Origin of the sequence: Paenibacillus sp. FSL K6-1558 (genome assembly GCF_038002565.1) — a bacterium.
GTDB classification, from domain to species: Bacteria; Bacillota; Bacilli; order Paenibacillales; family Paenibacillaceae; genus Paenibacillus; species Paenibacillus polysaccharolyticus.
The window spans coordinates 5,269,880-5,283,309 of the sequence record NZ_JBBOCV010000001.1; the positions used below are offsets into that span (position 1 = coordinate 5,269,880).

The window sequence follows — 13,430 nt, forward strand, 5'->3', positions numbered from 1 at the left end:
TAGCAGAGAGATTAAGGGGAGAAAATGACATGAAATCATTAAACGTGTTTTTCAAGGATTTGGGATCAGCCGTGAGAAACCCGAAGGTGTTGATCCCTGTAATTGCGATATTATTTATACCGATCCTGTACAGCGGCATTTATTTGGCGGCTTACTGGGACCCATACGGTCGTGTTGATAAACTCCCGGTAGCCGTAGTTAACCTTGATAAAGGAGCCGAACTGGAAGGGAAGTCACTTCATGTAGGTAAAGACCTTATTGACGAACTGAAGAAAAATAAAGATTTTCAATGGGACTTTGTGGGTGCTGCTCAGGCAAAGGACGGCATGCAAAACGACAAGTATTACATGCAGATTACGATTCCAGAGAACTTCTCGTCCCAAGCCACAACATTGCTGGATGATAAGCCTGCACCAGCGGACTTGATCTATGAGCCGAACGGTAATTACAACTTTGTAGGTGCGCAAATCGGTAAAACGGCAATTAAAGATCTGAAGGCTAAAGTTTCGGCCAAAGTTACAGAGTCTTATGCAGAGACGCTGTTAGATAAGTTCTCCGAAGTGTCGGATGGCTTGGCTGAAGCAGGCGACGGTGCCGGAGATTTGAAGACCGGTGCTGGAAAACTCGACGACGGTGCTGTGAAACTTAAAGATAATCTGGCTAAACTTGCATCCGGCACGTTGAAACTTCAGGATGGACTAGCTCCGTTAAGTGACGGAGTTACTGCGCTGCATAATGGAGCTTCCAAACTTGAAAATGGAACGACAAGTCTAGTTTCAGGTTTACAGCAACTTCATGAAGCAGCTACTGGGGAGCTTCAAAGTGGTGCTGACCAGTTGAAAGAAGGAAGCGACAAGCTGGCCTCCGGCCTGCAATCTTCATTGGATGGCACAAACAAGCTACAAGCAGGTCTGCAATCATCCGAACAAGGCAGTGCGAAGCTGTCTGACGGTCTGCAATCGGCAGTTCAGGGCAGTGGAACATTGGCAACCGGCCTGCAATCCGCTGTGGATGGTAGCAGTAAAGTTGCCGATGGCGCACAGGGAGTAGCAGCCGGATTGAAACAATTGGCCGCAAGCAACCCGGAACTGGCAGCAAGCGCCGATGTTCAAAAGCTGATAGCAGCGAGTCAGGCTGTTGCTGACGGCAGTAAACAGCTACATGAGAGCGAGCAGAAGCTGGCACAAGGCGCGGATCAACTCCACCAAGGTAATCAGCAGCTGGCTGCTGGCGCAACTGAACTGCATGGAGGCCAACAACAACTGCTTGCAGGTGCAAGTCAACTGGTTGATGGACAGAAGCAACTGCTTGCAGGTGCTGGACAGCTTAGTCAGGGCGGAGCCAAACTCTCAGGCGGCTTGCAACAATTCAGTAGCAAATTAGGTGAAGCAGCTACAGGCGGTACACAACTGGCAACTGGTGCGAAACAGCTAGGTACAGGTACAGCAGCATTGCAGACAGGTGTTGGTAAACTTAGCGGCGGTGTTTCATCTCTGGCTGATGGTTCCAAGCAACTGGGTGACGGAGCCGGTAAACTGGCTAATGGTCTTACAGAACTGAAAGACGGTTCTGGTGAACTGGCAACGAAGCTTAAGGATGCTGCTCAGAAAACATCCAAAGTGAAGAAAACAGATGAAGTTGTCAATATGTTTGCAGAACCGGTTAGCTCTTCCGAGAACAAGGCAGAGAACGTAAGTAATTACGGAACAGGCATGACACCATTTTTCCTGTCCATCGGTCTGTTTGTAGGATCACTGATCTCTACCATCGTTCTGAAAATGCGTGAAACGTCTGTACCTGGAGCAACAGGCTGGAACCGTTTCGTAAGCCGCACACTGATATTTGGTTCGGTGAGCATCTTCCAGTCGGTTATTGTAGCAAGCTTTATGCTATACGGTCTCGGACTAGAGACACATAGTACAGGACTGTTTTATCTGTTTACGATTATAACGGGTCTAACCTTCATGCTGATCGTTCAGGCGCTGGTTACTTGGCTAGATCTGCCTGGACGTTATGTAATCATCTTGTTATTGGTCTTCCAGCTTGCAGGAAGTGCGGGTACATTCCCAGTAGAACTGATTCCTTCATGGCTGCAATCCATTAGTCAGTGGCTACCAATGACACACAGCATTATGGGTCTCAGAGCCGTTGTCTCCAGCGGTAACTTCAATGTGATGTGGCATCAGGCTGAAATATTGAGCGTCTATGCAGCTATATCTGTGTTGCTTACGCTAACGTACTTCCTCCTGAACGGCCGACGTACTAAGAGAGAAGCTGAAGTTGCCGAAAGCGGTCAGCCTTTGACCGTATAATATTTAATGAAGCAAGACGACAATTCGCACAACTTTCTGCAAAAAAAAGTTAAAGCATATGTATCGAAATTATGCAATATAGTAGTCAAATAGTACAAATGGCCTGCGGCGCGAAATTAAGCTGCAGGCCATTTTGTATTCAATAGTATGAAAATAGAAAGTTATATTGGAAGTTGAAGCATGAAAATTGCGAAAATATGGTCAAACGTAGGCTGGATATGGAACGATTTTCTTTTATCAGCAATTAAAATCAGTTGTGCTCTGCTATAAAATGTGTATAATTATTCGAAAAAGAGATGTTTTTAAACGTCAATACACTAAAGCTGTACTGCAAAGCAATTCTTATCAGAGGTATTAAAAAGTTTAAATTGCGCTGATGTTAGGTCGGTGTTAAAATAATAGAACTATATCAAAAAACGTCGCTCCATCTTGAGTAGTCGTGCCAGCGGCTACATATTGTTGTATATATGCTGTTACCGGATCACCGGATTCAGTCCTTCGCAATAATCGCGGTCTTTACCGCAATACCAGGCTTACAACAGATGGCTCAAGCTATCACCTCTCCATCTCAGCAGGCAGGCTTATCGCAAGCGAAATGCCAGCTCCTCCCGTTTCAATGTTGCCTGTTGTTATGTTCTTGATCTTTCCGAAATACTTCATTATAGAAAGGTTGCGTTCCATGAGACACATCGGATTACCTCCAAAACAAGGTCTGTATGACCCACAATTCGAAAAAGATGCATGTGGTATGGGTTTTGTTGCCAACATCAAAGGAGTACCTTCACACGATATCGTTAGTCAAGCACTGACCATGCTCAGTAATATGGAGCACCGTGGGGGTCAGGGAAGTGAACCGAATTCCGGTGACGGAGCAGGCATCCTGATTCAGATTCCACATCGTTATTTTGCAAAGGAAGCAGATCGACTCGGTTTTGCATTGCCTGAACAGGGATTCTATGGCGTGGGCATGTTGTTCCTGTCTCATGATCCGGCAGTCCGTACTGCACATGAAGAGAGCCTGAAGAAGATTATTGAAGAAGAAGGACAGACCTTCCTGGGCTTCCGGGATGTACCTACGTATGATGAGATGCTGGGCCGTTCTGCATTGGCAGCGAAGCCTTATGTACGTCAGGTGTTTATCGGAAGATCGGATGAAGTGAAAGATGAACTTGCATTTGAACGCAAATTGTATGTCATCCGCAGACGTGCTGAACTGGCCATTCGTTATTCCGCAGACGAGGCGGAAGGAGAGTCATTCTACTTGCCAAGTTTGTCATGCCGTAAAGTGGTCTACAAAGGCATGTTGACAACCGAGCAGGTCGGCAAGTTCTATCTGGATTTGCAGGAAGAGCTGGTTGAGTCAGCGATTGCACTCGTACACTCCCGTTTCAGTACAAACACCTTCCCGAGCTGGGAGCGTGCTCACCCGTATCGTTTCATGATCCACAACGGTGAGATCAACACGATGCGTGGTAACGTGAACTGGATGCATGCACGTCAGTCCTTGTTCGAAAGCGAACTGTTCGGCGATGATATTGCGAAAGTAAAACCGGTTATTAATCCGGACGGTTCAGATACAGCGATGTTTGACAACACGCTGGAATTCCTGTACCTAAGCGGACGCTCCCTGCCACACGTGGCGATGATGATGGTTCCTGAGCCATGGAGCACTGATGAAGGGATGGACCCTGCGAAAAAGGCATTCTATGAATACCACAGCACGATGATGGAGCCATGGGATGGCCCTGCGGCTATGGCATTTACAGATGGTTTACAGATCGGTGCTACGCTTGACCGTAACGGTTTGCGACCTGCCCGTTATTATGTAACGAAGGATGACCGAATCATTCTTTCTTCCGAAGTCGGTGTTCTGGATATCGCACCGGAAGACATTCTGTACAAAGATCGTCTGCGCCCAGGACGGATGTTGCTCGTAGATACTCAAGAGGGCCGTATTATCTCTGATGAAGAAGTCAAAGCACTCATTGCTGCAGAGAATCCTTATGAGGATTGGCTTGAAGAGCACTTGATGGATCTGAACGAATTGCCGGAAGCACCGGAGCTTCCAGACCCTAAACATGACAATGTTACGCAACTTCAACTGGCTTACGGATATACATTTGAAGAACTGCGCAAAGTGTTGGAGCCAATGGCATCTACAGGGATGGAAGCTACAGGTTCCATGGGTTATGATGCACCTCTGGCTGTTCTGTCAGATCGTCCGCAACGCCTGTATAACTACTTTAAACAGATGTTTGCACAGGTAACCAATCCGCCGATTGACGCGATTCGTGAAGAGATCGTTACCTCTACAGCGACAACGATTGGTCCGGAGCGTAACCTGCTTAACCCTGAACCGGAGAGCTGTCGCCAGATTCGTCTGGATACACCGGTATTGTCTAATGAAGACTTTGCGAAGATCCGCCATGTTCGTCGTCCGGGCTTCCGTTCCATGACAATCCCGATCTTCTTCACCGCTGCAGAGGGAGCGGAAGGGTTGCGTAAAGCAATGGACTTGCTCTTTGAAGCGGCAGACCGTGTCATCGACAAAGGACATAATATTCTGATCTTGTCTGACCGCGGTGTGGATGCCGAGAATGCAGCAATCCCGGCATTGCTGGCTGTAGCAGGTCTGCATCACCATCTGATTCGTCAGGGTACAAGAACGAAAGTCAGCATTTTGCTCGAATCGGGAGAACCACGTGATATTCACCACTACGCATTGCTTCTGGGTTATGGCGTAAGTGCGGTTAACCCTTATCTGGCATTTGAAACACTGGATGATATGATTCAGCAAGGTTTGCTGCGCGGTATTTCCCATGAGAAAGCCGTTAAAAACTACATTAAAGCCGCAACAAAAGGCGTTATTAAAATATTGTCCAAAATGGGAATCTCCACGATCCAATCGTATCGCGGTGCTCAAATTTTTGAAGCCGTTGGTCTGAAATCAGATTTCGTTGACCGTTACTTCACTTGGACACCTTCACGAATCGGTGGTATCGGTCTGGAGGAAGTAGCAGCAGAGGCGCTGACACATCACAACCGTGCCTTCACGGATAAAGACGGCAATGATAAAGTGCTGGATTCCGGCGGTGAATACCAATGGCGTAATGACGGGGAAGAGCATTTGTTCAACCCGCAAACGATCCACACGTTGCAACACGCTGTACGTACGGGCGACTACAAGCTCTACAAAAAGTATTCCAAACTCGTACAGGGTGAGAATGATCAATTGCTTACGATTCGCTCTATGCTGAAGCTGAAACCGGTCGGAGCATCCATTCCGCTCGAAGAAGTGGAATCGGTGGAAAACATCATGCGTCGTTTCAAAACGGGTGCAATGTCCTTCGGTTCGATCAGTAAAGAAGCTCACGAAGATTTGGCAATTGCCATGAACCGTGTAGGCGGTAAATCCAACACAGGTGAAGGCGGAGAAGATCCAGCTCGTTTCGTGAAAGACAGCAATGGGGATTCCCGTCGCAGTGCGATCAAACAAGTTGCATCCGGACGTTTTGGTGTAACTTCCAACTATCTGGTCAACGCTGACGAGATTCAGATCAAAATGGCACAAGGGGCTAAACCAGGTGAAGGCGGACAGTTGCCAGGTCGTAAGGTATATCCTTGGGTAGCAGAAGTTCGTGGTTCTACACCAGGTGTAGGTCTGATCTCACCGCCGCCGCATCACGATATCTATTCGATTGAGGACTTGGCTGAGTTGATCTATGACTTGAAAAATGCTAATCCGCGTGCCGAAATTAACGTGAAGCTGGTATCTGAAGTGGGTGTCGGAACGATTGCTGCAGGTGTAGCTAAAGGTCGTGCGGATATTATCCTGGTCAGCGGTTACGACGGCGGTACAGGGGCATCTCCTCAAGGTTCCATCCGTCATGCCGGTATGCCGTGGGAGCTTGGACTTGCAGAGACACATCAAACGTTGATGCTGAACAATCTGCGTGATCGTGTTGTTCTTGAAACAGATGGTAAAATGTTGAACGGGCGTGACCTGGCGATTGCAGCGTTGCTTGGAGCCGAAGAATATGGTTTCTCTACTGCACCACTCGTTGCACTGGGCTGTATCATGATGCGTGTCTGCCAAATGGATACTTGTCCAGTTGGTGTGGCAACACAAAATCCGGAACTGCGTAAAAACTACATGGGAGACCCTGAACATGTCGTAAACTTTATGCGTTTCGTTGCTGAAGACATGCGTGAGATTATGGCTGATCTTGGATTCCGTACCATTCAGGAAATGGTTGGACGTACAGATTGCCTCGAAACGGTAGAAGCTGTGGATCACTGGAAGAAAAAAGGTGTGGATCTGTCGGTATTGCTACATGTGCCTGAACTGCCAGAAGGCGCTGCACGTTACCGTACACAGCATCAGAATCACCAACTGGAAGAAACGCTGGATATGCAACAACTCGTGCCACTCGCACAGCCAGCTATTGAATCTGGTCAACCTGTAGAAGCGGTTCTGCCAATCACCAACGTGAACCGTGCAGTGGGTACCATCCTGGGTAGTGAGATTACACGTAAGTATGGTCTTGCTGGTTTGCCTGAGGATACGGTTAAATTTAAATTTGTCGGCTCCGCTGGACAAAGCTTTGGTGCTTTTGTACCAAAAGGTATGACGCTCACGGTTGAAGGAGACTCTAACGACTACGTGGGTAAAGGACTGTCGGGAGGCAAGCTGATCGTTATGCCTTCACCAAAAGCGACATTTGAAGCGGAGAATAACATCATTATCGGAAACACTGCTTTATATGGGGCGACTAGTGGGGAAGCGTATATCCGCGGTATTGCTGGTGAACGTTTCGCTGTACGTAACTCCGGAGCTAAAGTCGTTGTTGAAGGTGTAGGCGATCATGGCTGTGAATACATGACAGGCGGGCGTGTCGTAGTACTCGGCGATACAGGTCGTAACTTTGCAGCAGGGATGTCTGGAGGTATTGCTTACGTGTATGATCCAAAAGGCACATTCCTGCAACGCTGCAATCTGGAAATGGTTCTTTTGGAGCGTGTAGAAGATACTGCCGAAAGTGCAGATCTACGTGGCATGATTCAACGGCACGTAGCACTCACTGGAAGTGATGCAGGTCAGCGTATCCTGGATACATGGCAGGATTCCCTGAATCAATTTGTTCGTGTCATTCCGAAGGACTTCAAACGTATGACGGAACAGATCGAGCGTGTACAGGCAACAGGTCTGACAGGTGAAGCCGCTTTGCTGGCCGCATTTGAAGCAAATATGCGTGAGCTTGCGCGCACCGGAGGGTAATGTTTCGTTTATTTTCCTAATAAAAGAAAAGATTTAAAACAAAAGGAGTCTTATAGCCGCCAGAACGGCGTTATAAGGCTCCTTTTTGCTTTCGACAAAATTAGAACCCGCTCAAAAAACGTTATCGCCATGAGACGACAACATCAAGGAACGTTCTAAAGTATAATTAGGTTTAGTTTTTGGCGTGCAGAGAAAGTATAAAGATAAGAGAGGTTAGCGGAATGAAGATGAAGCATCCAAACATGGGCGATTCTAAGCCGACAAGTAACAAAGTCGAAGCAACCCGAGTGGACATCATGAAAGTTTTACTGCAATGTGGAATCGACCCGGAGCGTTTGAAACATTTCGTATCCTCCGACAGCAAGCGTACATGAGCCGTTGCACACCAAGGAATGGAGGGAAATCATGATACACAAAAAGGCCCAGAAACCGGAGCAGGAAGTACTCGGAAACTGGGTTTTCTTTTCGGGTGTAGCATGATTAATCCATACTGCGTTCCATTCGTACAAAAGCGATAAAACGACGAGCTTCTTCCTCTGTTAAAGGTTTACCATCAATCATCAGATCAAAGCGCTCTAACACTTCCTTATCTGACAATTCAAGCGCATCCACGAATTCACGCACGTCTTCATCCATAACCACATCACTTTGCTTCGTACGTCCAATCAAATAATCAATGGACACATCGAAAATGTCAGCAAGCCGCGTTAACACCTCGAAATCCGGTTTGCGCCGGTTTTTCTCGTAGTGGGAAAGAGCTGCTCTCGTAATATGAATGGAGTTCGCAAGTTCTTCTTGAGTAAGTCCCCGCTGTTCTCGTAATTCAGCAATGCGATTTCCGTAGCTCATAAGCTATTTCCCCCTGAACACCATCATATATATTGAAACAATCCTGAGCCAAGTTTTTGATCAGGGTAAACTTTCCTGCAAATGTACTACGCCTCATTCGTCTCATATACCACTTATTAAATAGGTCTGTCTAAGGACAGCTCATATTGTCGTAAATCAAAAGAACCATGTCCAAATACCGCTTGACATGATACGTATTGTATCGTAAATTGAACGTATGGAGTTACAAAATGTATCATAGTTAGTAGTTTAAGTATTTCCTCATGGTTTGAGCGTTATACCTGTCAAAAATAACGTTCTCGTCCATGCTGGCCAATCCATTCTAAAGGAATGAAATCATGAATTCAAAAATTCTTCAGGAATGGGCCGATCTGAAACCAAATGTCCATATGTACATTCAGGAATTTCATGGGAAAATGGTAGACCGCAAAAGACGACCCGTCCTGTTACTTGGTATGGATACACAAGCGATCACTTTCCTGAGCGACCTGAACTTACCCGTAATATCAGAAATGGTACTAGGTTTAGATGTAGAAGACAGCCGTATATGCGTCAGGCTTCATGCCAAGCTGCAATGGAAACAACCTTTTGGAGAACTGATATTGTATCATTCAAACTTGCATATTCAGAAAGACCAAACACTATATATAACTGGACAGTTAAACAGAATGCTTACTGAAGTTGAATTTGAGGCAGTTTCCCGTTCTACATATGGGAATGCAACAGATCCATCTCCTCAGCTGAAGCCTTATCGTTACATTGATTTTATTATATAGGATGAGGTAGACTCTGAACAATTTCTGAACAAGCATGTACTTAACGCCATTTTACTATATTTCGTAGCGTTATGCATTAGTTCTTTAACACCAAAAGCATTTGCGCAATGAATAAAGGGGCAAGGGGGAGCATACTATTTCAGGAAGTTTGGATATGGTTGAAATGCACTGCCACATTCTATTCGGTTTGGATGATGGTCCTGTTCAAATGGAGCAGTCCGTTGCGATGGCTGAGAAGGCAGTAGCTTCAGGAATTACCTCCATTATTGCAACTCCGCATCACCTGAACGGACATTACAACAATGAACCAAAGGTAGTCAATCAGGCTGTTTATATGTTTCGTGCCGAGCTTGCCAAACGAAATATCCGTTTGCAGATTGATCCCGGTCAGGAGATCAGAGTGCATGATAGGCTGATTGAAGACTTGTATGCAGGAAAGTGCTGCACACTTGCCGGTAGTCGTTATATGTTGCTGGAGTTGCCCTTTGGTCATATTCCCTCACAGTTCCCCGGAATACTGCACGAACTGCGAATCGCGGGAATTACCCCTATTATCGCTCATCCGGAACGCAACCTTGTCATTTTGAAAAAGCCATTGCTGTTGTCCGAATATTTGTTTCAAGGTGGACTATGCCAGCTTACGGCGGAATCATTCACTGGGCTTTTCGGGCGAAAAGTTCAGAAGTGGTGTTTTCATTTTTGCAAAGAAAACGGGTTTCATTTCATTTCATCAGATGCACACGATACGAAACATCGAACGTTCAAACTGGATGTCGTATATCCGTTGCTCGAAAGACGTTTGGGACGTTGCTGCATTCAACATTTTCAAGATAATGCACAATCCATATGGAATAATCAACGTATTTCAGCTGTATTACCAGCCAAGAAAAAGCGCAGCTTTTTATTCTGGTGAGCAGCTACTGATGTACCAAATACATAGTCACTTAATATGGCTGACTTAAATGGGAGGAAAATCGAATGGAACTCAAAGAGTATTTACACATTTTACGTAAACGCATCTGGATTATTGTTGCCTTCGTAGCTGTGGCTTGTATTGGTGCAGGTGTCAAAAACTACTTTTTTACTGTACCGATCTATGAAGCAGGCGCCAAATTAATCGTCAACCAGGCATATAATGCCCAAGGTGTTCCAAGTTTGGATATTGGAACTATTCAGACAAACATCAAAGTGATCAACTCTTATATGGAGATTATTAAATCTTCTGCAATCCTCGATAAAGTGGCATCTACATACCCCGATCTTGGTATGACTGGTAATCAAATAGGGCAGAACATCCGAGTTTCCACCGCCAATGAGTCCCAGGTTATGAGTCTAACGGCTACGGGACTATCATCCGAAAAAGCCGCAAAAACCGTAAACGCAGTTGCGAAAGTGTTTAAATCTCAAATCCCCGTAATTATGAAAGTAGACAATGTCACGATCCTAAGTGAAGCGAAACCTACGGATTCCTCCAATCCTATTAACGTCAACCCCATCATCAATATTTTGATCAGCTTTATTGTTGGACTATTGCTGGCAGTAGGCTTTATATTCCTGCTGGAATATTTGGATGACACCTTGAAAACGGAAGATGAATTGGAGAAAGAATTAAATCTCCCTGCACTTGCTGTCATCTCCAAGATAAGAAAAGAAGAGAGCCGTATGTCAAAACAGTCATCCATATCTCAAAAACAGGTAGGTGATGGACAGTATGTCACGATTAACCAATGAACGAGTAGGCCTGGTAACGATGGCTAATCCCAGATCCACTTCATCAGAAGCCTATCGAAAGCTACGAACCAATATTCAGTTTTCATCCATAGACAGTCAGATTCAAACGATCATGATTGCCTCGGCATCCTCAGGGGAAGGGAAAACAACGACGATTGGCAATCTGGCAGTCACCTATGCGCAGGAAGGGAAAAAGGTTCTGGTAATGGATACGGATCTCCGTAAACCGGCAGTACATCTGATGTTTAATGTGCCCAACCATGTAGGCCTAACCAGTGTGTTATCGAGTCAATACAAAGTGACGGAAGTGCTTCGGGAAACGGGGGTGGAGGGTCTTCATGTCTTATCTTCCGGGCCGATTCCCCCTAATCCTTCGGAGATGATCGGATCACGTAAGATGACAGCACTCCTTGAGGGCTTGAAGGAAGAGTATGACGTTATTCTCTTCGATACACCGCCGGTTCTAACCGTGACAGATGCATTGATTATCAGTTCATTGTGTGATGGTGTCATTCTTGTGGTGAATGCAGGCAAGGTGAAAAAGGATCTGGTCAAAAAGGCGAAGGCTCATCTTGAACATGTGAATGCACGTATTCTGGGCGCTGTGCTGAACAATGTGCAGGTTCCGAAAAGCCGCAATAACAGTTACGGGGAAAAATAACAGGCAAGACAATGGAGTTTCATTTTCAAATCATTTTCAAAGGTCATGTCTACTATACCTCTATCAAGGTAGGCACTCGGTCACACTGTGGGTAGTGTACCTTAGACGTGTATCGTCAGGGGTGTGATGTGAGGAGGGGTTCAATGCCCTATTTATGAATGATATGTTTCATGTTTTCATGGTTTTGAGTTAAATAAAAAAACTAATGGATAGGGTGATATCTATGACAAAGGTGAGAAAAGCAATTATCCCTGCTGCTGGATTGGGAACCCGTTTTTTACCTGCTACAAAGGCAATGCCTAAAGAAATGCTCCCTATTGTGGATAAACCGACTATCCAGTACATCGTTGAAGAGGCGGTTGCTTCCGGGATCGAAGATATTATCATCGTGACGGGAAAAGGAAAACGTGCGATTGAAGATCATTTTGACAGTGCGTTTGAACTGGAGCATAACCTCCTTGAGAAAGGGAAACTCAGTTTACTGGAAGAAGTCCGGAAGTCCTCCAACGTGGATATCCATTACATAAGACAGAAGGAAGCCCTTGGACTTGGGCATGCGGTCTGGTGCGCCCGGAATTTCATAGGCAATGAACCCTTTGCCGTGTTGCTTGGCGATGATATCGTCGTGTCGGAAGTGCCGTGCCTGAAACAGCTCATCCAGCAGTATGAAAAGGTAGAGCAGTCGGTGCTTGGCGTGAAAACGGTAAGTCCGAGTGAAACATCCCGCTATGGGATTATTGATCCGTTGCACACAGAAGGACGTTTATCTTCTGTTAAGAGTATGGTTGAAAAGCCTCCACTAGGTTCGGCTCCGTCTAACCTGGCCATCATGGGACGATACATTTTGACTCCGAAAATTTTTGAGTATCTGGAAGAGCAAAATGTCGGTGCAGGAGGGGAAATTCAGCTTACAGATGCGTTGCAAAAGTTGAATGATGATGAAGGAATTAGCGCCTATGACTTTGAAGGCTCCCGGTTTGATGTAGGGGAGAAGCTGGGCTATATTCTCACGACACTCGATTTTGCACTCAAAAATAAAGAGTTGCGTGCACCGGTGCTGATGGCGATTGAAGAGATTCTAATGAAGGAACAGATGAATCAAATCCTTGTAGCTGGAGGGGATAGTCTGTGAAGCTATCAGGACCGGAATACTTTGGGAGTGGGGAAACCTTGGTTAAAGAGGGGAATGCCGCTGTACTTGAGCAGCCATACTCACAACGTGTTGGCGGGTATACGGATGTGATGAAGCCATTGGCCGATTTTGTTATCGCTATTTTGTTACTGCTCATCACATTACCGGTCATGCTGCTTTCGGCTATTTTGATTAAACTGGATTCCAAAGGGCCCGTGATCTTCAAGCAGGAGCGGTACGGGAAGAATGGAGTCAAATTTAACATTTATAAATTCAGAACGATGCGTACAGACGCACCGAAATATGGCCTTTCGCCAACGACCAGCCATGATCCGAGGATTACACGACTAGGCAGAATTCTGCGCAAGACGAGTCTCGATGAACTGCCGCAGCTGCTCAATATTATCAAAGGCGATATGAGTTTTATCGGCCCAAGACCTGAGATGAAACGTATTGTGGAGGAATGTTATACCGATCTGGAACGCAGGCGTTTTCTGGTGAAACCGGGAATTACGGGATTGTGGCAGGTGAGCGAGGCTCGGAAGGAGCCTATTCACCATAATCTCCAGTATGACTTCCACTATATCTCGAATGTATCCATGAAAATGGACATTACGATCATTTTTAAAACTATCGGTGTAATGATTAAAAGCAACACCTTTTGACCATTTTGGATCATAATTTGGAGTGT

Annotated in this window: 10 protein-coding genes; 9 read left to right on the forward strand and 1 reads right to left on the reverse strand. The window is 45.8% G+C overall.

Features of this window, described 5'->3' with window-relative positions:
* Nucleotides 1-29 precede the first annotated feature (29 nt).
* The 3 genes from MHI38_RS22710 (at nt 30) to MHI38_RS22720 (ending at nt 7,964) form a co-directional block, all read left to right on the forward strand.
* On the forward strand, nt 30-2,312 hold the full coding sequence (locus tag MHI38_RS22710; protein ID WP_341181716.1) for a YhgE/Pip domain-containing protein: 2,283 nt from the start codon (nt 30-32) through the stop codon (nt 2,310-2,312).
* Nucleotides 2,313-2,991: 679 nt separating this feature from the next.
* Nucleotides 2,992-7,590: a glutamate synthase large subunit gene (gltB, locus tag MHI38_RS22715; protein ID WP_154890815.1), complete on the forward strand. Its 4,599-nt coding sequence runs from the start codon at nt 2,992-2,994 to the stop codon at nt 7,588-7,590.
* Between the two features lie 242 nt (nt 7,591-7,832).
* Nucleotides 7,833-7,964, forward strand: a complete 132-nt coding sequence (locus tag MHI38_RS22720; protein ID WP_276539743.1) for a hypothetical protein — start codon at nt 7,833-7,835, stop codon at nt 7,962-7,964.
* Nucleotides 7,965-8,070: 106 nt separating this feature from the next.
* Here MHI38_RS22720 and MHI38_RS22725 read toward each other — a convergent pair whose 3' ends face one another.
* Nucleotides 8,071-8,439, reverse strand: a complete 369-nt coding sequence (locus MHI38_RS22725) for a helix-turn-helix domain-containing protein (protein WP_090918292.1) — start codon at nt 8,437-8,439, stop codon at nt 8,071-8,073.
* A 338-nt stretch (nt 8,440-8,777) separates the two neighbouring features.
* Between MHI38_RS22725 and MHI38_RS22730 the strand changes: the two genes are divergently transcribed.
* The 6 genes from MHI38_RS22730 to MHI38_RS22755 all read left to right on the forward strand — a co-directional run bounded on the left by MHI38_RS22730 (nt 8,778) and on the right by MHI38_RS22755 (nt 13,404).
* Nucleotides 8,778-9,215 (forward strand): hypothetical protein, encoded by a 438-nt coding sequence (locus tag MHI38_RS22730; protein WP_090918290.1) that lies wholly within the window; start codon nt 8,778-8,780, stop codon nt 9,213-9,215.
* 154 nt (nt 9,216-9,369) lie between these two features.
* On the forward strand, nt 9,370-10,128 hold the full coding sequence (locus MHI38_RS22735; protein WP_260510778.1) for a tyrosine-protein phosphatase: 759 nt from the start codon (nt 9,370-9,372) through the stop codon (nt 10,126-10,128).
* A 65-nt stretch (nt 10,129-10,193) separates the two neighbouring features.
* Nucleotides 10,194-10,946: a YveK family protein gene (locus MHI38_RS22740; RefSeq protein ID WP_090918286.1), complete on the forward strand. Its 753-nt coding sequence runs from the start codon at nt 10,194-10,196 to the stop codon at nt 10,944-10,946.
* A complete protein-coding gene (locus MHI38_RS22745; protein WP_090918284.1) occupies nt 10,927-11,607 on the forward strand; it encodes a CpsD/CapB family tyrosine-protein kinase in 681 nt (226 codons plus the stop codon). Before MHI38_RS22740 ends, MHI38_RS22745 begins: the two co-directional genes overlap by 20 nt.
* Before the next feature lie 223 nt (nt 11,608-11,830).
* Nucleotides 11,831-12,739, forward strand: a complete 909-nt coding sequence (gene galU, locus MHI38_RS22750; RefSeq protein WP_090918282.1) for a UTP--glucose-1-phosphate uridylyltransferase GalU — start codon at nt 11,831-11,833, stop codon at nt 12,737-12,739.
* Nucleotides 12,736-13,404, forward strand: a complete 669-nt coding sequence (locus tag MHI38_RS22755; RefSeq protein ID WP_208606761.1) for a sugar transferase — start codon at nt 12,736-12,738, stop codon at nt 13,402-13,404. The genes galU and MHI38_RS22755 overlap by 4 nt, the downstream gene beginning before the upstream one ends.
* Nucleotides 13,405-13,430 lie beyond the last annotated feature (26 nt).

What these genes read in the sequence shown, in the direction of transcription:
- MHI38_RS22740 (WP_090918286.1), top strand. Translation starts at nt 10,194, where the DNA reads ATGGAACTCAAAGAGTATTTACACATTTTACGTAAACGCATCTGGATT.
- MHI38_RS22720 (WP_276539743.1), top strand. Translation starts at nt 7,833, where the DNA reads ATGGGCGATTCTAAGCCGACAAGTAACAAAGTCGAAGCAACCCGAGTG.
- MHI38_RS22745 (WP_090918284.1), top strand. Translation starts at nt 10,927, where the DNA reads ATGTCACGATTAACCAATGAACGAGTAGGCCTGGTAACGATGGCTAAT.
- MHI38_RS22730 (WP_090918290.1), top strand. Translation starts at nt 8,778, where the DNA reads ATGAATTCAAAAATTCTTCAGGAATGGGCCGATCTGAAACCAAATGTC.
- gltB (WP_154890815.1), top strand. Translation starts at nt 2,992, where the DNA reads ATGAGACACATCGGATTACCTCCAAAACAAGGTCTGTATGACCCACAA.
- MHI38_RS22710 (WP_341181716.1), top strand. Translation starts at nt 30, where the DNA reads ATGAAATCATTAAACGTGTTTTTCAAGGATTTGGGATCAGCCGTGAGA.
- MHI38_RS22725 (WP_090918292.1), bottom strand. Translation starts at nt 8,439, where the DNA reads ATGAGCTACGGAAATCGCATTGCTGAATTACGAGAACAGCGGGGACTT.
- galU (WP_090918282.1), top strand. Translation starts at nt 11,831, where the DNA reads ATGACAAAGGTGAGAAAAGCAATTATCCCTGCTGCTGGATTGGGAACC.
- MHI38_RS22735 (WP_260510778.1), top strand. Translation starts at nt 9,370, where the DNA reads ATGGTTGAAATGCACTGCCACATTCTATTCGGTTTGGATGATGGTCCT.